We start from the raw sequence: 18,920 nt of genomic DNA on the forward strand, positions 1-18,920 counted from the left end.
CTCCCGCCCTGGCCCAGACCGCCTCCCCGCCCACACCCACGGCCACCGTGCTCGACACGGTGATCGTCACCGGTACCCGGGTCGCCGGCCGGACCGTGGCCGAATCCTCCTCACCGATCGACATCATCACCGGCGAAGCGCTGCAGGCGACCGGGTCGACGGAACTGGCGACCGCACTGGCGCGGGCCATTCCCTCGCTGAATTTCCCGCGGGCCGCGATCAACGACGGCACCGACGCCATGCGTCCGGCGCAGTTGCGCGGCCTGGCGCCCGACCACACCCTGGTGCTGGTCAACGGCAAGCGTTACCACCCCGGCGCCCTGGTCAACGTCAACGGCAGCCAGGGCCGCAGCTCCTCGCCGGTGGACCTGAACTCGATTCCGGTCGCGGCGATCGAGCGGGTCGAGGTGCTTCGCGACGGCGCCTCCGCCCAGTACGGCTCGGACGCCATCGCCGGCGTGGTCAACATCGTGCTCAAGGGCTCCGACAGCGGCGGCAGCCTCAGCGCCGGCTACGGCCAGTTCAGCGCCGGCGACGGTGGCCAGTACCAGGTGATGGGCGATGCCGGTTTCAAGCTGGGCGGCGCCGGCAAGCTGCACCTGGCCGCGCAGACCGGCCACCAGGACCAGACCGACCGCGCCCGCCCGTATACCGGCGCCCCCAGCTCGACCAGCCCGCCGCTGGGCGAGGTCGTGCAACGCCTGGGCGATCCGGAGATCGACAACCACTCGGTGGCCTACAACGGCGAGATCGAGGCCGAGGACTACCTGAGGTTCTATTCCTTCGGCCTCTACACCGAGCGCGAGACGCTCTCCAACGGGTTCTTCCGCCCGGCTGGAGACAGCCGCAACATCCCCGCGATCTATCCCGACGGCTTCCTGCCGCAGATCTTCAACACCTCCGACGACATCAGCCTCACCGCCGGCCTGCGCGCCACCACCGCCGGCGAGACCGACGTGGACTTCAGCTACACCTACGGCGCCAACGAGCTGGCGTTCGACATACGCAACACGCTCAACCGCAGCCTGGGCCCGACCTCGCCGACACAGTTCTACGCCGGCTCGCTGGAGCTGAAGCAGCACGTGCTCAACCTGGACTTCAACAAGCGCCTGGAATGGGGGCTGGCCTATCCGGTCACCCTGTCCTACGGCGTGGAATGGCGTGGCGAGGAATTCACCATCGGCCCGGGCGAGGAAGGGTCGTACATCAATGGCGGCGTGCTGCTGCCAAACGGCACCCCGGCCGCCTCCGGCGCGCAGGTATTCCCCGGCTTCCGGCCTTCCGACAGCGGCAGCTTCGACCGCCACTCGCTGTCGTACTACATCGGCCTGGAGGGCGACCTCACCGAGAAACTCAGCCTGGGCATCGCCGCGCGCTACGAGGACTACAGCGACTTCGGCAGCGAAGCCACCGGCAAGGTCAGCGGCCGCTACGCCTTCAGCGACGCCGTCGCCCTGCGCGCCACCGCCTCCACCGGTTTCCACGCACCTTCGCTGCAGCAGCAGTACTACCAGACCACCTCGACCAACTTCATCGGGGGCCTGCCCTACGACCTGGTCACCTTCCGCGTGACCAACCCGGCCGGCATCGCCCTGGGCGCCGAGCCGCTGAAGGCCGAGACCTCGGACAACCTCACCCTTGGCCTGGTGCTGACCCCGCTGCAGGACCTGTACGTGACCATCGATGCGTACCACATCGAGGTCAAGGACCGGATCACGCTGTCGGAGAACCTCACCAGCACCGCGGTGCGCACCTGGCTCAACACCAATGGCTTCCCGGACGTGGCCGGCGGCCGATACTTCACCAATGCGCTCGACACCACCACCCGGGGCGTGGACGTGGTGGGCACCTACAGCTGGCAGCTGGACGCCAGCGCGCTGGACTTCACCCTGGGCTACAACTACACCAAGACCGAGATCGACCGCGTCGCGCCCAACCCGCCGGCGCTGACCGCGATCGATCCGACCGCGCTGCGCTTCGGCCGCGTCGAGCTGGGCCGCTTCGAAGTCGGTTATCCGCGCGACAAGTTCCTGCTCAGCGGCGCCTGGGAGAACGACCACTGGCGGCTGAGCGCCACCACCTCGCGCTACGGCGAGTTCACCATCCGCAACGCCAGCCCGGCGCTTGACCAGACGTTCGATCCGAAGTGGCTGCTGGACCTGGCGGCGACGTTCAAGGTCGACCGCTGGGAGTTCACCGCCGGCGGAGACAACGTGCTGGACGAGTACCCGGACGAGAACATCTACGCGACCTCCACTTCCGGCCAGCTGCCGTATCCGACCCAGAATCCGTTCGGTTTCAACGGCGCCTACCTGTACCTGCGCGCGAACTACCGCTGGTAGGCAACACCGCGCCTGCATGGCCCGGCGCGCCCGGGCATGCAGGCGCAGTTTGCCCCGGGGCGCCGCCGTCGGTGACACTGTCGGCCACGACCGCCGCAACGGCTCCCCCCGATGCCCCACGACACCAGCCTGATCGACATCGTCGCGGTCGGCCTCGGCCTGGCCTTCGTGCTCGGTGCGCTGGCCAACAAGCTGCGCCTGTCGCCGCTGGTGGGCTACCTGCTGGCGGGCGTGTTCGTCGGCCCATTCACGCCCGGCTTCGTCGCCGACCAGGAGATCGCCACCCAGCTGTCGGAAATCGGCGTGATGCTGCTGATGTTCGGCGTCGGCCTGCACTTCTCGCTGGACGACCTGCTGGAGGTGAAGTGGATCGCCATTCCCGGCGCGGTCGCGCAGATCGCGGTGGCGACCCTGCTCGGCATGGGCCTGGCCTGGGCGATGGGCTGGCCGCCCCTGCACGGGTTCGTGTTCGGACTGGCGCTGTCGGTGGCCAGCACCGTGGTCCTGCTGCGGGCGATGGAGGAGCGCCGCCTGCTGGACACCCGCCGCGGCCGCATCGCGGTGGGCTGGCTGATCGTCGAGGACCTGGTGATGGTGCTGGCGCTGGTGCTGCTGCCGGCGCTGGGCGGGGTGCTCGGCGAGGGCGGCACCCGTCCGGAGGACACCACCACCGGTGCGATCTTCGCCGCGCTGGGCCTGACCCTGCTCAAGGTCAGCCTGTTCGTGGCGGTGATGCTGCTGGTCGGGCGGCGGGTGATCCCGTGGACGCTGGAGCGGGTCGCCGGCACCGGTTCGCGCGAACTGTTCACCCTGGCGGTGCTGGCGATCGCGCTGGGCGTGGCGTTCGGCTCGGCGGCGCTGTTCGGCGTGTCGTTTGCGCTGGGCGCGTTCTTCGCCGGCCTGCTGCTCAACGAATCCGAGCTCAGCCACAAGGCCGCCAGCGACTCGCTGCCGCTGCGCGACGCGTTCGCGGTGCTGTTCTTCGTCTCGGTGGGCATGCTGTTCGACCCGCGCATCCTCGTCGAGCACCCGTGGCAGGTGTTGGGCACGCTGGCGATCATCCTGGTCGGCAAGTCGGTGGCCGCGTACTGGATCGTGCGCGCGTTCAAGCACCCCACCGATACCGCGCTCACCATCTCCATGAGCCTGGCCCAGATCGGCGAGTTCTCCTTCATCCTCGCCGGGCTGGGCGTGTCGCTGCGGATCCTGCCGGAAACCGGGCGCGACCTGGTCCTGGCCGGCGCGCTGCTGTCGATCCTGGCCAATCCGCTGCTGTTCGGCTGGCTGGACCGCCGCCAGGCGCGCCTGCGCGCGCTGGAACCCGAGCCGGCGCCGGTCGAACCACCGCCCGGGCCGTCGCTGGTGCCCGGCAACCACGCCATCGTGGTCGGCTACGGCCGGGTCGGCAGCGAACTGGCCAGCGTGCTGCGCGAGCGCGGCGTCAACGTGCTGGTCATCGACAACGACAAGGACCACATCGAGCGGGCGCACGCGGCCGGCTTCCCCGGCATCCGCGGCAATGCGGCCGCCGACCGCGTGCTGGCCGAAGCCCACCCGGAGTCGGCGAGCATCGCGATCCTGGCGATCCCGCAGCCGCTGGAGGCGGGCGAGGCGATCGCCAAGCTGCGCGCGATCAATCCGGCGCTGCCGGTGCTGGCGCGCGCGCACAGCGAGGCCGAGGTGCGGCACCTGCTCGCCCACGGCGCCGACGGCGCGGTCCTGGCCGAACGCGAGCTGGCCTATTCGCTGGCCGAGATGGTCATGTCCACCCCGACCTTCCGCTACGCCGCGCGCGGCGGCGTGGTGCCGCCGGTGTAGGAGCCCATCTTCATGGGCGACACGGGCGTCGGAACCACGGTGCCGTCGCCTGCGCCCGGGGGCGTCGGGTCGCCCATGAAGATGGGCTCCTACAAGGCTTCGCCGCGATTTCCTACCGGCGTCGTGCCGGCGGTTCAGCACCGCGGCCACGCATGCCCGCTATCCTTTGCGCATGCAGGAACTCCAAGACAGGCGCGCCCGCGTCGCCGATCCCGGCGCGGCCGCCGATGCCCCGGCCGTGCTGCGCCGCGTATTCGGTTTCGACGCCTTCCGCGGCCCCCAGCAGGCGATCGTCGAGCACGTGACCGCCGGCGGCGACGCGCTGGTGCTGATGCCCACCGGCGGCGGCAAGTCCCTGTGCTACCAGGTCCCGGCGCTGCTGCGCGACGGTACCGGGCTGGTGGTCTCGCCGCTGATCGCGCTGATGCAGGACCAGGTCGAGGCGCTGCGCCAGCTCGGCGTGCGTGCGGCCTACCTGAATTCCACGCTGGACGCCGAGCAGGCCCGCCAGGTCGAACGCGACCTGCTCGACGGCCAGCTCGACCTGCTTTACGTCGCGCCCGAGCGCCTGCTCACGCCGCGCTTCCTCTCGCTGCTCGAACGCAGCCGGATCGCGCTGTTCGCGATCGACGAGGCGCACTGCGTCTCGCAGTGGGGCCACGACTTCCGCCCCGAGTATCGCGAGCTGACCGTGCTGCACGAGCGCTGGCCGGACGTGCCGCGCATCGCCCTGACCGCCACCGCCGACCCGCCGACCCGGCGCGAGATCGCCGAACGGCTGGCGCTGGAGGACGCGCAGTGCTTCCTCAGCTCCTTCGACCGCCCGAACATCCGCTACTCGGTGGCGCACAAGGACAACCCCCGCCGGCAGCTGGTCGACTTCCTCGCCGGCCATGCCGGCGAGTCCGGGATCGTCTACTGCCTGTCGCGGCGCAAGGTCGAGGAGACCGCGGAGTTCCTCGCCGGCCGCGGCATCGCCGCCCTGCCCTACCACGCCGGCTTGCCGGCGCAGGTGCGCGCGGACAACCAGCGCCGCTTCCTGCGCGAGGACGGCATCGTGATGTGCGCGACGATCGCCTTCGGCATGGGCATCGACAAGCCCGACGTGCGCTTCGTCGCGCACATGGACCTGCCCAAGTCGATCGAGGGCTATTACCAGGAGACCGGCCGCGCCGGCCGCGACGGCGAGCCGGCCGAGGCCTGGATGGGCTACGGGCTGGGCGACGTGGTGCTGCTGCGGCAGATGATCGAACAGGGTGAAGCCGGCGAGGAGCGCAAGGCGCTGGAGCGGCGCAAGCTCGACCAGCTGCTGGGCTTCTGCGAATCGGCGATGTGCCGCCGCCAGGCACTGCTGGCCGCATTCGGGGAGGCCCACCCGGGCGCCTGCGGCAACTGCGACAACTGCCTGCAGCCGGTCCGCACCTGGGACGCGACCGAGGCCGCGCGCAAGGCGCTGAGCTGCGTCTACCGCACCGGCCAGCGCTTCGGCGCCGCGCACCTGATCGACGTGCTGCGCGGTGCCGACACCGAGAAGGTGCGCCAGTTCCGCCACCACGAACTGTCCACCTACGGCATCGGCACGGAACTGGACGCCAACGCCTGGCGCAGCGTGTTCCGCCAGCTCGTGGTCGCCGGCGTCCTGGAGGTCGATGCCGAAGGCCACGGCAGCCTGCGCCTGGGCGCCGCCGCCCGGCCGGTGCTGCGTGGCGAGCAACCGGTCCACCTGCGCGAGGAACCGGCGCGGACCCGCGTCGCGCGCGGCGGCGAGCGGCGCAGCGAAAGCACGCTGCACGTGGAGGCCGGCGACCGCCCCCTGTTCGACGCGCTGCGCGGCTGGCGCGCGCAACTGGCACGCGAGCAGAACGTGCCGGCCTACGTGATCTTCCACGACCGCACCCTGCGCGACATCGCCCAGTTGCGACCTGCATCCCTCGGCGAACTGGCCCGCGTGGGCGGGATCGGCGGCAGCAAGCTCGGCCGTTACGGCGAGTCGGTGCTGGAGGTCATCCGCGAGGCGGGTTGAGCTGCCCGGCCGGCCTTGGCCTAGCGCCTATAGCGTCGCGCCCGGGTGCAAACCGACGCCTACTGAGCGTCCACCACGCCCGCGTTCAGCTGTGCCATCAGCGCGTCCACGCCCGAGGCCGGCTCGCGCAGCAGGCTCCGCCGCGCCGCGTCATGCTCCCTGGGCGGCAGCCCGGGCATGAAAGCCACCTCGCCCGCCACCAGCGACGCCACCGGGATGCCGTCGCGGTACAGTACCCGCGCGCCGGCGATCCGCGGAACCTTGTCGCCGACGACCACCGTGCCCGACAGGTTGAGCGGATCCAGCGCGCTGACGCACACCAGGGTGCCGTCCTGCGGCTTCTGCCGGGCCTTGCGCAGGGGTGCGATCGCTTCGGGCAGGGCGAACTGCTCGCCGGACAGGCCCTCGATGAAACGGCCGCCGCGCACCTCGCCGCGCGCCTCCAGCCGGTGGTAGACGCGCAGCAGCTCGCGCCACGGCGGCAGCCAGGCGGCCTCGCGCTCCAGCACCCGCCAGCAGACCACGCCATAGCGACGCAGCAGGACCCGGGCCACGTGCTCGACCGCCTCCGGATCCGGCTTCTTCGCCGCCCGCGCTTCGCTTCCGCGCGTGGGCGCAGGCGGGTCTTCCAGCCCGCCGCCGGGCGGCGGCGCACGCCGCACCAGCGCCCAGCGCCCGGCATCCTCGATCCCCAGCATCATCGCCCGGCGCCGCCCGTGCCCGGCCGCCGGCCGCTTCGACGGCGGCACCAGCAGCGCGCGCAGGCCGGCGAAGCTGTCGCAGTGCGCGCACCCGCGCGCCACCAGCTCGGCCAGCGCGTCCTCCAGTTCGGTCTGCAGCAGGCGCGTGCCGGCGACGATCTCGTCGAAGAACGAAGCACCGTGCGCGGAAAGGAAGTCCGCCACCTTCTGCGCGCGCGAGGACAGCGCGGCATCGTCGGGCGCGGGCGGCGCCAGCGCCGTCCACAGCGGCACGCTGCGCCGCGGCAGCAGCAGCACCGGGGTGGAGCGCAGCGAGGCATTGCCGCGCGGCGCACCCGGCTCCACGTCGGTCGCGCGCAACCGCGTCCACAGGGTGCGGCCGGCCGTGCACAGGTCGTCCAGCCAGCCGATCGAGTAGTCCCGCACGCGCGCGGGCAACACCTCGCCCTCCCACGCGGCGGCCGGTGCCTCGAAACCCTCGAGCTGGGCCAGCACGCCGGCCAGCGCCTCCGGCCCGCTGACCCGGGTGTCGGCGGAAACGCGCTGCCAGTCGAACAGAAAGCGCATGAAATCGCGCGGCGCCACCGGCTCGATCTCCCGGCGCAGGCGCTTGAGCGTATAGCGGTGGATGCGGGCGAGCAGGTGGCGTTCGCACCATTCCTCGGCCGCGGCCCCGGGCGAGAACCGGCCCTGCATGGCGTAGCCCTGCGACTGCAGCTTGAGCAACGCCATGTCGGTGGCCAGCGGGGCGATGCCGAGGCTGTCGGCCAGCGCCGCGCCGGTGGCCGGACCGACCCCGGTCAGGCGCGAGCGCAGCAGCGCCACCGCCGCGTCCTCCGGATTCCACGCCACCCGGGTGAACTCCTCCGGCACGGCGATCCCCGGTTGCTGCAAGGCCGACGGATGCAGCGCCAGCAATTGCGGAAGGCGCTCGGCCGCGACCCACCACTGCCTGCCGGCAGCGGTGAGCCGGGTCGCGCGCGCGTCGCGCACCAGCGACTGCAGCAGCGGCTCCCACGCCGGCTCGCGCGCCGCTTCGGCGGCGGTGACGAAGCCCAGCCCGGTCAGCACCTCGTGCATTTCGTCGGCGTTGCGCGCGCGCGGCCAGGCCTCGGCGCGGACCTGTTCGACCGCCTCGCCATCCAGCCGGCCCAGGTCGGTGGCCGACTGCGGATCGGCATAGCGACGCGTCTGCACGGCCTGGGTCCGGCGTTCTTCCAGCGGCGCATCGTCGAGGAAGGCGTACGGACGCGCGTTCAAGGCTTCGGCCGCCAGCGGCGAGGGCGCGGCCAGGTCGCGCGCCTCCACCGCGATCGCGCCCGATTCCAGCCCGCGCAGCACCTGCAGCCAGCCGTCGGTATCCATCGCCTCGTGCAGGCAGTCGTCCAGGGTCTGCGCCACCAGCGGGTGGTCCGGCACCTGGCGCTCGCCGACGATGTTCTCCAGGCAGGCGACCTGGTCGGGGAACACGGTGGCCAGCAGGTCCTCGGACTTCATCCGCTGCAGCTGAGGCGGCACCTTCTTGCCACCGATGAAGCGCGGCAGCGCCAGCGCGGTGGTCGCGTTCCAGCGCCAGCGCACCGGGAACAGCGGCGCGTCGAGCAGCGCCTGCACCAGCACGTCCTGCGCCGAGGAGGAATGCAGGTACTTCGATACTTCGATCAGCGGGAAGCTGTGGCTGGTGGACAGCGACAGCACGATCGCGTCCTCGGTCGCCGCCGCCTGCAGCTCGAAGTTGAACTGGCGGCAGAAGCGCTTGCGCAGGGCCAGCCCCCAGGCGCGGTTGAGGCGGCTGCCGTAGGGGCTGTGGATGACCAGGTGGGTCGAGCCGGTCTCGTCGAAGAAGCGTTCCAGCACCACGCGCTGCTGGGTCGGCATGGCGCCGAGCGCGATCGCGGTGGAGCCCAGGTAGTCGACCAGCTGGCGCGCGGCGTCCGCGTCCAGGCCCACCTCCTCGTGCAGCCATTGCGTGGCGGTCCCGGCGCCTTCCACCACCAGGCGCGGCATGGGCGCCGCGGCCTCGTCGGCCCCGCCATCGCCCGCGGCCGGCACCGGCGGCTCGACCACCACCCGCGCGCCCTCCATCCGCACGGCGATCTCCTCGCGCAGGCGCGACACGCCCAGCGACAGCTCGTCGGTGCGCCCGGGCGCCTCGCCCAGCCAGAACGGAATGCTCGGCGGCTGGCCCTGCGCGTCCTCCACCCGCACCCGGCCCGGCTCCACGCGCAGGATCCGGTAGCTGGTGTTGCCGAGCTGGAACACGTCGCCGGCCATGCTCTCGATGGCGAAGTCCTCGTTGACGCTGCCGATGAAGGTCGACTGCGGCTCCAGCACCACCGCGTAGTCGCCGGTGTCGGGGATGGTGCCGCCGGACATGGTCGCGACCATCCGCGCGCCCTGGCGCCCACGCAGGCGCCGGTTGACCGCATCGCGGTGCAACCAGCCGGCGCGCGGGCCGCGGCGGTCGCTGAAGCCGTCGGCGAGCATCTTCACCACTTCGTCGAACTTCGCACGCTCCAGCCGCGCATAGGGCCAGGCCCGGCGCATCCAGTCGTACAGCGCATCCTCGTCCCACTCGGTGGCGGCGACCTCGGCGACGATCTGCTGGGCCAGCACGTCCAGTGGCGCCGGCAGGATCCGCAGCGCGTCCAGCTCACCGCGGCGCACGCAGTCCAGCAGCGCGGCGCACTCGACCAGCTCGTCGCGGGTCTGCGGGAACAGCCGCGCCTTGGGCACGCCGCCGACGTGGTGGCCCGAGCGCCCGGCGCGCTGCAGGAACGCGGCGATCGAGCGCGGCGAGCCGAGCTGGCAGACCAGGTCGACGTCGCCGATGTCCAGGCCCAGCTCCAGCGAGGCGGTGGCGACCAGCACCTGCAGCTGGCCGGCCTTGAGCTTCTGCTCGGCCTCCAGGCGCAGTTCCTTGGACAGGCTGCCATGGTGGGTGCCGACGTTCTCGCGCCCGAGCAGTTCGCCCAGGTTGAACGCGGCGCGCTCGGCCATGCGCCGGGTGTTGACGAACACCAGCGTGGTCCGGTGCGCGCGCACCAGCTCGACCAGCTGCGCGTAGACCTGCGCCCACTGCTCGTTGGACATCACCGCCGACAGTGGCGTGGGCGGCAGCAACAGGCCCAGGTCGCGCTGCTTGGCGTAGCCGATGTCGACGATCGCGCAGTCCGGCACGTCGACGGTCGCGCTGCCGCCGAGCACCGCATCGGTGCCGGCCAGCGGATCGGCCCCCTGCCAGCCGGGCAGGTCCGCGCGCGTCGGATAGACATTGGCGCCGCCGACCAGGAAGCGCGCCACCTCCTCCACCGGCTTCTGCGTGGCCGACAGGCCGATGCGCACCAGCGGGCGCCCGCACAGGGCTTCCAGGCGCTCCAGCGACAGCGCCAGGTGGCTGCCGCGCTTGTCGTCGGCCAGCGCGTGGATCTCGTCGACGATGACGCTGCGCACCGTGCCCAGCATCGCCCGCCCGGAGGCCGAGCCGAGCAGTACGTACAGCGACTCGGGCGTGGTCACCAGGATGTGCGGCGGCTTCTTGCGCAGTTGCGCGCGCTCGGACTGCGGGGTGTCGCCGGTGCGCACCGCGGTGCGGATCTCCACGTCCGGCAGGCCCAGCTCGTCCAGCGCTTCGCGGATGCCGGCCAGGGGCGCTTCGAGGTTGATGTGGATGTCGTTGGACAGCGCCTTCAGCGGCGAGATGTAGAGCACGCTGGTGCGGTCGGGCAGCTCGCCGCCGTTGGCCAGCCCCTCGCGCACCAGCGCGTCGATCGCGGCGAGGAAGGCGGTCAGGGTCTTGCCCGAACCGGTCGGCGCGGCCACCAGCGTGTTGCGCCCGGCCATGATCGCCGGCCACGCCGCGGCCTGCGCCTCGGTCGGTCCGGGAAAGGCGCCGTCGAACCAGCGGGCGACGGCGGGATGGAAGGCGTCGATGGTCATGGGCGGGTTCGCGACCGGGGCCGGCGCGGTCGCGGCGGTATCGCAGCGTGGCGCGGGGCAGTCGCAGCAGGTGAGACGCGGTCCGAATCGCGCACCGGACGGGGAGATCCGAATATGCGCCCGCCCCGGCGGGCCTTCAACCCGATGCCGGCGAGGAGACCCCACGGGTTCAGGATCGCGGTCGCGAGGGCGCCGATGTTGGGCGGCCAACCGTACGGGGCGCGCCGGCATGGCCGACCCCGACTGCTTCGGCCACCCTTGACGGCCCCGTCCGGCCGGGCCACCGATAGTGGGTCGACCAGGAGGCATCGCATGGCCCGCTCAACCAGATCCACCCGTGTCCGCAATACGGATGCCTTCGTCCAGGTGCGGGGCGCGCGCGAGCACAACCTAAAGAACGTCGATCTGGACATCCCACGGGACGCACTGGTGGCGTTCACGGGTATCTCCGGCTCGGGAAAGTCGTCGCTTGCCTTCGGAACCCTGTTCGCCGAAGCCCAGAGGCGCTATCTCGAATCGATCTCGCCCTATGCCCGACGGTTGATCGACCAGGCAGGGATCCCGGACGTGGATTCCATCGCGGGGCTGCCTCCGGCGGTGGCCCTGCAGCAGCAGCGCGGCTCCCCGGGCACGCGCTCCTCGGTCGGCAGCGTCACCACCCTCTCCAATTCACTGCGAATGCTTTATTCCCGCGCGGGCACCTACCCGCGTGGCCAGGAAATCATCCATGCGGACGGGTTCTCGCCGAACACGCCCGCCGGCGCATGCCCCACCTGCCACGGGCTGGGCCGGATCTACGACGCCACCGAGGCGTCGATGGTGCCTGATCGGTCCCTGAGCATCCGCGAACGGGCGGTGGCCGCCTGGCCGGTCGCCTGGCACGGACAGAACCTGCGCGACATCCTGACCACGCTGGGTCATGACGTCGACGTACCCTGGAACAAGCTTCCGAAGAAAACCCGGGACTGGATCCTGTTCACCGACGAGCAGCCCGTCGTGCCGGTCTATGCCGGATTCACACTGGCCGAGACCCGGCGTGCGCTCCGGCAGAAGACGGAACCCAGTTACATGGGCACCTTTACCAGCGCGCGACGGTACGTGCTGCACACCTTCGCCACCACCCAGAGTCCGCTGATCAAACGACGGGTGTCCCAGTACCTGCTCAGTACCCCCTGCCCCGCCTGCGACGGCAAGCGCCTCCGCCGCGAGGCGCTGTCGGTGAAATTCGCCGGCATGGACATCGGCGAGCTGTCGCGGCTGCCCCTCACCCGGGTTGCCGCACTGCTGGGCCCGGTGGCCCGAGGAGAGACCTCTACCGATATCCGCCATCCGGAGCAGGCGGTAGCCGCCGAGCGCATCGCCGCGGACCTGCTCGACCGCATCCGGGTCGTGGAGCAGCTGGGCCTGGGCTACCTCACCCTGGAACGCGCCACGCCGACGCTGTCGCCGGGCGAACTCCAGCGCCTTCGCCTGGCCACCCAGATCCGCTCCCATCTGTTCGGCGTCGTGTATGTGCTGGACGAACCTTCGGCGGGGCTCCACCCGGCTGACACGCAATCCTTGCTGCGCGCCCTGGACGAGCTCAAGGCCGCGGGGAACACCCTGTTCGTGGTCGAACACGAGATGGACGTGATCCGCCATGCCGACTGGATCGTGGACGTGGGCCCCGGCGCGGGCGAACAGGGCGGACGCATCCTGTACAGCGGCCCGCCGGAAGGCCTCGAGCGGGTGGCCCAGTCCAGCACGCGCCGCTATCTGTTCGCAGGCGCGCAGCGCCCGGCGCGCTTGCGGCGAGCTCCCTCGGGGTGGTTGCGCCTGCGCGGCGTGACCCGCAACAACCTCGAGGATGTCGCGGTCGATTTTCCGCTGGGCGTGCTGACGACCGTGACCGGCGTTTCCGGCTCGGGAAAGTCCTCGCTGGTCAGCCAGGCACTGGTCGAACTGCTGGCCAGCCACCTCGGCCAGGAGCCGGAGGCCGCTGACGAGGAGGTCGACCCGCTGGAGCGTCGCGACAACCCAGGCACCCAGGGGCGTGTCGAAGGGCTGGAACAGGTGAGCCGGCTGGTGCAGGTCGACCAGAAGCCCATCGGGCGCACACCCCGCTCGAACCTGGCGACCTACACCGGGTTGTTTGACCATGTGCGCAGGCGCTTCGCCGCGACAGCCCAGGCCCGCAAGCTCCGCTACGATGCGGGCCGCTTTTCCTTCAATGTGGCCAAGGGTCGCTGCGGGACCTGTGAGGGCGAGGGCTCGGTCTGCGTGGAGCTGCTTTTCATGCCCAGCGTGTACGCGCCCTGCCCCACGTGCCAGGGGGCGCGCTACAACGCCGCCACCCTCAAGGTGCAGTTGCAGGGACGCAACATCGCCGAAGTGCTGGCGATGACCGTGTCGGAGGCCGCCGTGTTCTTCGCGGACGATCCTGCCGTGTCGCGCTCGCTGCAGGTCATGGAGGAAGTGGGGCTGGGCTACCTGCGGCTCGGCCAACCGGCCACCGAGCTTTCCGGTGGCGAAGCGCAGCGGATCAAGCTGGCCAGCGAACTGCAGCGCGCGCAGCGGCGCGATACGGTCTACGTGCTGGATGAACCCACCACCGGCCTGCATCCGGCCGATGTCGACAGGCTGATGCACCAGCTGCAGGCCCTGGTGGACTCGGGTAACTCCGTGATCGTGGTGGAGCACGACATGCGCGTCGCGGCCGGCAGCGACTGGATCATCGACATGGGCCCGGGAGCGGGTGCGGAAGGCGGCAGGGTCGTCGTCGTGGGGACGCCGGAGAAGGTCGCGCGCCACAAGCGGAGCAGGACCGCCAGGTTCCTTGCCGCGGCGCTGGCGGACGGGTGACGGGACCCGGGATTCGATCCTCGGCCGGCTTCACGACGGAGAAGCACTTCGTCTTTGGCGAATTCCCGGGAATTGCCAGCGCTGCCCCGGAATGCAACCAGTCGTGGGCTCGACCGGTTCAGGCGCCGTGATGGCCTGCAGCGCCTGGTGCCGATGACGCGGTGAGGATCGTTCTGGTTCGAGAGTGGGGATCGGCGCAAGGCATCGCTGCCTTCGAATCCCTTCTCGCGTCGGCGCGACGTGGCCTCGTTCCATGAACGCGCGCGGTAACGAGCCGCGAGAAATCACGGAAGCTGACGCAGCACGCTGGAAGGCGGGGGCCTTGATGCAATTGGTGGGCCGTGATGGATTCGAACCATCGACCAGCGGATTAAAAGTCCGATGCTCTACCGACTGAGCTAACGGCCCACGGGGTGCCGGCGCTCGGCCGGGCGGGCATTTTAACCGATCGCGCCGCCCACGTACCGCGTCGGGTCGGCCACCCCCGCGGCGGCGAAGCCGGCCGCGCGCAGGCGGCAGGCATCGCAGTGCCCGCAGGCGCGGCCGGCGGCGTCGGCGCGGTAGCACGACACGGTCTGGCCGAAGTCCACGCCCAGGCGCAGGCCTTCGCGCACGATTTCGTCCTTGCCCATGCGCAGCAGCGGCGCATGCACGCGGATGCCGGCGCCTTCCACGCCGGCCTTGGTGGCCAGGTTGGCCAGCCGCTCGAACGCCTCGATGAATTCCGGCCGGCAATCCGGGTAGCCGGAGTAGTCGACCGCGTTGACGCCGCAGAAGATGTCCGCCGCGCCCAGCACCTCGGCCCAGCCCAGCGCGACCGAGAGCATGATCGTGTTGCGCGCCGGGACGTAGGTGACGGGGATGCCCTCGCCACCGGCATCGGGCACCTCGATGTCGTCGGTGAGCGCCGAGCCGCCGATGCTGCGCAGGTCCACGCCTACGGTCTTGTGCGCGACAGCGCCCAGCGCCCGGGCGACGCGGTCGGCTGCGTCGAGCTCGGAGGTGTGCCGCTGGCCGTAGCGCACGCTCAACGCGTGCACGGCGAAACCCTGCTCGCGGGCGATGGCCAGGACCACGGCCGAATCCATGCCACCGGAGACGAGGACGACGGCGTTCTTCATGGGGATGCTACGCATGTGGGGTGGTCCATTGTAGGAGCCCATCCTCATGGGCGACACGGGCGCGGCAGGTCGCGAGGCGAAACGGCCACACCGGCACGGCCTCGGGTCGCCGATGAGGATCGGCTCCTACAGCTGCGGCGGCGGGGACGCTGCGGACGCCTCAGCGCCCCGGTTCGTCGTTCCAGAGCAGCTTGTGCAGCTGCATCTGGAAGCGCACCGGCAGGCGGTCGGCGACGATCCAGTCGGCGAGCTCGCGCGGCGCCAGTTCGCTCTTGCTCGGCGAGAACAGCACGTCGCAGCGCGCGGCCAGGCCATGCTCGGCGACCATGTCGCGCGCCCACTCGTAGTCCTCGCGGCCGCACAGCACGAACTTGACCTGGTCGCGGGCGGTCAGCAGGGGGATGTTCTCCAGCCGGTTGCGCGCCATCTCGGCCGAACCGGGCGTCTTCAGGTCCACCACCCGCGATACCCGCGGATCGACCCCGGCGATGTCCAGCGCCCCGGAGGTCTCCAGCGAGACGTCGTAGCCGGAGTCGCACAGCCGCTGCAGCAGGTCGATGCAGCGCTTCTGCGCCAGCGGCTCGCCGCCGGTCACGCAGACGTGGCGCACGCCGTGGCGGGCGACCTCGGCCAGGATGTCATCGATCCCCCACCACTGGCCGCCATGGAAGGCGTAGGCCGTGTCGCAATACTGGCAGCGCAGCGGGCAGCCGGTCAGGCGCACGAACACGGTCGGCCAGCCGGCCGCGTTCGCCTCGCCCTGCAGCGACAGGAAGATCTCGGTGAGCTTGAGGCGGGTCGGTGGCGCGGGTGTATCCATGGGTCCTGTGTGTTGCAGCGGGCGCCCGGCGGGTCGCAGGAGGCGATCCTCATCGGCAACCCGAGCCATGTCGTGGCATCCGTGGCGCCTCGTGAATCGATGCACCCGGGGTGGCCCATGAGGATGGGCTATTGCACACGGCGGGGCGCGGGCTTTTTTTGTAGGAGCCGATCTTCATCGGCGACCCAATGCTCTGTCCGGGCCTCCGTGTCGCCCGTGGACCCACCCCGTGGACCTGGGCGCCCTCGGGTCGCCCATGAGGATGGGCTCCTACAGTGAGGACACCCTCGCCGCGCTCAGCGCAGCTGGCCGATCTGGATCGAATGCAGGCGGTCGCCGGCGATGCGCGCGGCGTCGGATTGCGGATAACGGCTGACGACCTGCTGCAGCGTCGCCTCGGCCCGTGCCACGTCGCCGTTGCCGAACTGGGACAGGCCGAGCTTGAGCAGCGCGCCGGGCGCCTTGTCGTGGGTCGGGTAGCGGCCGATCAGCGTTTCGAACTGCTGCGCGGCCAGGGTGTAGTTCTTGGTGGCGTAATAGCTCTCGCCCAGCCAGTACAGCGCGTTGGGCGCATAGATGCCGGCCGGCCAGGTGTCGATGAAGGCCTGGAACAGCTGGGCCGACTCGTCATAACGACCGGACTTCAGCGCGTCGAAGGCGATGTCGTAGGCGGCACGCTCGTCGCCGGCCTGGGCCAGCGAACCGGGGTCGCCATGCACGCGCGGTGCGGCTTCGGCCGCGGCGGGGGTGACGGTGCGGGTGGGCGCGCTCGCCGGTGCCGCGGAAGAAGCCGGCGCGTCGGTGGCAGCCGGCGGCGGCAGGGCACCGCCTTCCAGCCGGTTCAGCCGCCCGTCCAGGTCCAGGTACTGGTCCCGGTTGCGCTGCTGCAGCTGCTGGTTCTCGTGCTGGAGCTGCTCGATGGTCGAGCGCAGCGTCTGCACCTCGTTGCGCAGCTGCTCCATCTGGTTGAGCAGGTCCTGGTTGGCCTGGGTGTTGTTCGCCTGCAGTTCGAGGCGGGCGACCCGGTCGGCCAGGCTGAGCTTCTGCGCGTACGCGGGCGTGGCGGCCACGAGGGCCGCCACGACCAACATCCGCAGGGGATGCTTCAAGCGCATGGATCAGCGCGCGCTGTAGACGATCTCGACGCGACGGTTCTGCGCCCAGCAGGCCTCGGTCGACTCGGTGCACAGCGGACGCTCTTCGCCGTAGCTGACCACGGTCAGCTGGCTGGCCGAACCACCGGCAGCCTGCAGCGCGGAGGACACGGCGTTGCCGCGGCGCTCGCCCAGGCCCATGTTGTACTCGCGGCTGCCGCGCTCGTCGGTGTGGCCTTCCAGGGTCTGGCGCGAGGACGGACGGTCGCGCAGGTACTTGGCGTGGCAGGCGATCACGGCCTGGTATTCCGGCTTGACGGTGTACTGGTCGAAATCGAAGTGGATCACGCGCTGGCGCAGGCAGGCGTCGGTATCCAGGTCTTCCGGGCCATAGACGCCGTCATCGGCGACCGGGGCGGTCGGGGCGGTCGGGGTGGTCTCGGCGACCGGGGCTTCCTTGACCTTCTTGGAGCAGCCGGCCAGGGCGGCCACGGACAGCAGCGAAACCAACAGGACGCGGGTGGAGGAGTTCATGATCATTCCTTGTGGTGCATTGGGTGGTGGTAGGGAAAAACAGGAACGGACGGTTCAACCGACGCAATATTACAACTGAATTTTAACGGGCGCTGCGGTAGGGCGACCAGGCCGGCTCGCGCACGTCGCCGTCGGCCAGGACCAGGCGCTGGCGCACCCGGCCGTCGGCCGAAACGGCATAGAGCACCCCGCGCCCGCCCTCCCGCGCCGCGTACAGCAGCATGCTGGCATTGGGGGCGAAGCTGGGGGATTCGTCGAGGGAGCCGGTGGACACGGTGCTCCAGCGCGGCGAGCCGAGGCTGGAATCCATGATCGCGATCCGGTAGGTGTTGCCGGCGCCCTGGGCCACCGCGATCTTCTTGCCGTCGTAGGAAACGGACGGGGTGGCGTTGTAGTTGCCCTGGAAGGTGACGCGCGTCGCACTGCCGCCCGAGGACGGCACCTGGTAGATCTGCGGGCGGCCACCCCGGTCGGAGGTGAAGTAGATGGTGCCGCCGTCGGCGCTCCAGGTCGGCTCGGTGTCGATTCCGAAATGGTTGGTCAGTTGGGTCAGCTGCTTGCTGCCCAGGTCCATCACGTAGATCTCCGGATTGCCGCTGCGCGACAGGGCCATGGCCAGCCGGCGGCCATCCGGGGAGAACGAGGGCGCGCCGTTGATGCCGCGGAAGCTGGAGACCAGCTCGCGGGCGCCGGAGGCGATGTCCTGCACGTAGATGGAGGAGTTGCCGCGCTCGAAGCTGACGTAGGCCAGCTTGCGGCCGTCCGGGCTCCAGGCCGGCGACAGCAGCGGCTCGGCCGAGCGGACCACGACCTGCGGGTTCCAGCCGTCGGCGTCGGCGACGTTGAGCGCGAAGCGCATGTCCTTGCCCGTGCCGCTGGCGGTGACATAGGCCACCCGGGTCCAGAACGCGCCGCGCACGCCGGTGATCTTCTCGTAGATGGCGTCGGCGATCTGGTGGGCGGCGTCGCGGGTGGCGTTGGGCCGGGCGGTGATGGCCAGGCCCAGCAGGCGCTCGGCCTTGGCCACGTCGAACAGCTCGTACTCGACCCGGTAGCCGCCGTCGCCGGCGTCGAGCACGCGGCCGACCACGATGTAGTCCTGCTTGAGCTGCTTCCAGGTGGCGTAGTTGATCTCGCCGCCGCGGGTCGGCTTCTCGAGGATCTGCGCTTCCGGCAGGGTGCGGAACACCCCGGACCGGGCCAGGTCGTCGCGCACCACCTTGGCGATGTCGGTCGGCGGCGGGGTCCCGCTGCCCTGGTAGGGCATCGGCACCACGGTGATCGGCAGGGCCGAGGCGTTGCCACCGACGATGTCGATCTCCAGGCCCTGCTGGGCCGAGGCCACGAACGGCAGCAGGAGGAAGGCGAGCAGGGCGAACCAGCGCAGGGGAGTCTTCATGGGCAAGCGGTCGGGCATCCGGTGCGGGTCGAAAGGAATAGCAGCGTGCGCGTGAACATTTTCGCAATCATGAACGAAAACGGCGTGAAAGGTCGGGGGTAGCCCGGACCGCACGGTTGTAGGAGCCGATTCATCGGCGACCCGAGGCGGCTGGGATGGCGATGGGCCATCGCGACCCATGGCACCGCGGTCGCCCATGAGGATGGGCTCCTACACGCACACACACATGCACCGGCCGGGCCCAGCGGTCCCGGGCCTCGAAGTAGCGTCAGCATGCACCAGGGCGAC

10 protein-coding genes and 1 tRNA gene are annotated in these 18,920 nt (G+C 70.8%); 4 read left to right on the forward strand and 7 right to left on the reverse strand.

Annotation, left to right across the window (positions count from 1 at the left end; translation table 11 throughout):
* Positions 1–8: 8 nt before the first annotated feature.
* The 3 genes from CSC66_RS04345 to recQ all read left to right on the forward strand — a co-directional run bounded on the left by CSC66_RS04345 (position 9) and on the right by recQ (position 6,183).
* Positions 9–2,342: a TonB-dependent receptor plug domain-containing protein gene (locus CSC66_RS04345; RefSeq protein ID WP_238394291.1), complete on the forward strand. Its 2,334-nt coding sequence runs from the start codon at positions 9–11 to the stop codon at positions 2,340–2,342.
* A gap of 111 nt (positions 2,343–2,453) precedes the next feature.
* Positions 2,454–4,160 (forward strand): YbaL family putative K(+) efflux transporter, encoded by a 1,707-nt coding sequence (gene ybaL / locus CSC66_RS04350; protein ID WP_162376175.1) that lies wholly within the window; start codon positions 2,454–2,456, stop codon positions 4,158–4,160.
* A gap of 172 nt (positions 4,161–4,332) precedes the next feature.
* Positions 4,333–6,183 carry a DNA helicase RecQ gene (recQ, locus tag CSC66_RS04355; RefSeq protein ID WP_162376176.1) on the forward strand — a complete coding sequence of 617 codons (1,851 nt, stop codon included), beginning with the start codon at positions 4,333–4,335 and terminating at the stop codon, positions 6,181–6,183.
* 59 nt (positions 6,184–6,242) lie between these two features.
* Here recQ and CSC66_RS04360 read toward each other — a convergent pair whose 3' ends face one another.
* Positions 6,243–10,823 (reverse strand): DEAD/DEAH box helicase, encoded by a 4,581-nt coding sequence (locus CSC66_RS04360; protein WP_162376177.1) that lies wholly within the window; start codon positions 10,821–10,823, stop codon positions 6,243–6,245.
* Positions 10,824–11,135: 312 nt separating this feature from the next.
* Between CSC66_RS04360 and CSC66_RS04365 the strand changes: the two genes are divergently transcribed.
* Positions 11,136–13,664, forward strand: coding sequence for an excinuclease ABC subunit UvrA (locus CSC66_RS04365; RefSeq protein WP_162376178.1), 2,529 nt, complete (start codon positions 11,136–11,138; stop codon positions 13,662–13,664).
* A gap of 332 nt (positions 13,665–13,996) precedes the next feature.
* Here CSC66_RS04365 and CSC66_RS04370 read toward each other — a convergent pair.
* The 6 genes from CSC66_RS04370 to tolB all read right to left on the reverse strand — a co-directional run bounded on the left by CSC66_RS04370 (position 13,997) and on the right by tolB (position 18,632).
* Positions 13,997–14,072: transfer RNA gene (locus CSC66_RS04370), tRNA-Lys, on the reverse strand.
* 32 nt (positions 14,073–14,104) lie between these two features.
* The gene (gene queC, locus CSC66_RS04375) at positions 14,105–14,785 is read right to left on the reverse strand and encodes a 7-cyano-7-deazaguanine synthase QueC (protein ID WP_162376412.1); all 681 of its coding nucleotides are present in this window, start codon (positions 14,783–14,785) and stop codon (positions 14,105–14,107) included.
* A 160-nt stretch (positions 14,786–14,945) separates the two neighbouring features.
* Positions 14,946–15,605, reverse strand: a complete 660-nt coding sequence (gene queE / locus CSC66_RS04380; RefSeq protein WP_162376179.1) for a 7-carboxy-7-deazaguanine synthase QueE — start codon at positions 15,603–15,605, stop codon at positions 14,946–14,948.
* Between the two features lie 296 nt (positions 15,606–15,901).
* A complete protein-coding gene (gene ybgF, locus CSC66_RS04385) occupies positions 15,902–16,720 on the reverse strand; it encodes a tol-pal system protein YbgF (RefSeq protein WP_202935597.1) in 819 nt (272 codons plus the stop codon).
* 3 nt (positions 16,721–16,723) lie between these two features.
* A complete protein-coding gene (gene pal / locus CSC66_RS04390; RefSeq protein WP_162376180.1) occupies positions 16,724–17,233 on the reverse strand; it encodes a peptidoglycan-associated lipoprotein Pal in 510 nt (169 codons plus the stop codon).
* A gap of 82 nt (positions 17,234–17,315) precedes the next feature.
* Entirely contained in the window at positions 17,316–18,632 is a 1,317-nt protein-coding gene (tolB, locus tag CSC66_RS04395; RefSeq protein WP_162376181.1) for a Tol-Pal system beta propeller repeat protein TolB, read from the reverse strand.
* Between the last annotated feature and the right edge of the window lie 288 nt (positions 18,633–18,920).

This window comes from Pseudoxanthomonas kaohsiungensis (assembly GCF_010211765.1).
Taxonomy (GTDB): domain Bacteria; phylum Pseudomonadota; class Gammaproteobacteria; order Xanthomonadales; family Xanthomonadaceae; genus Pseudoxanthomonas; species Pseudoxanthomonas kaohsiungensis.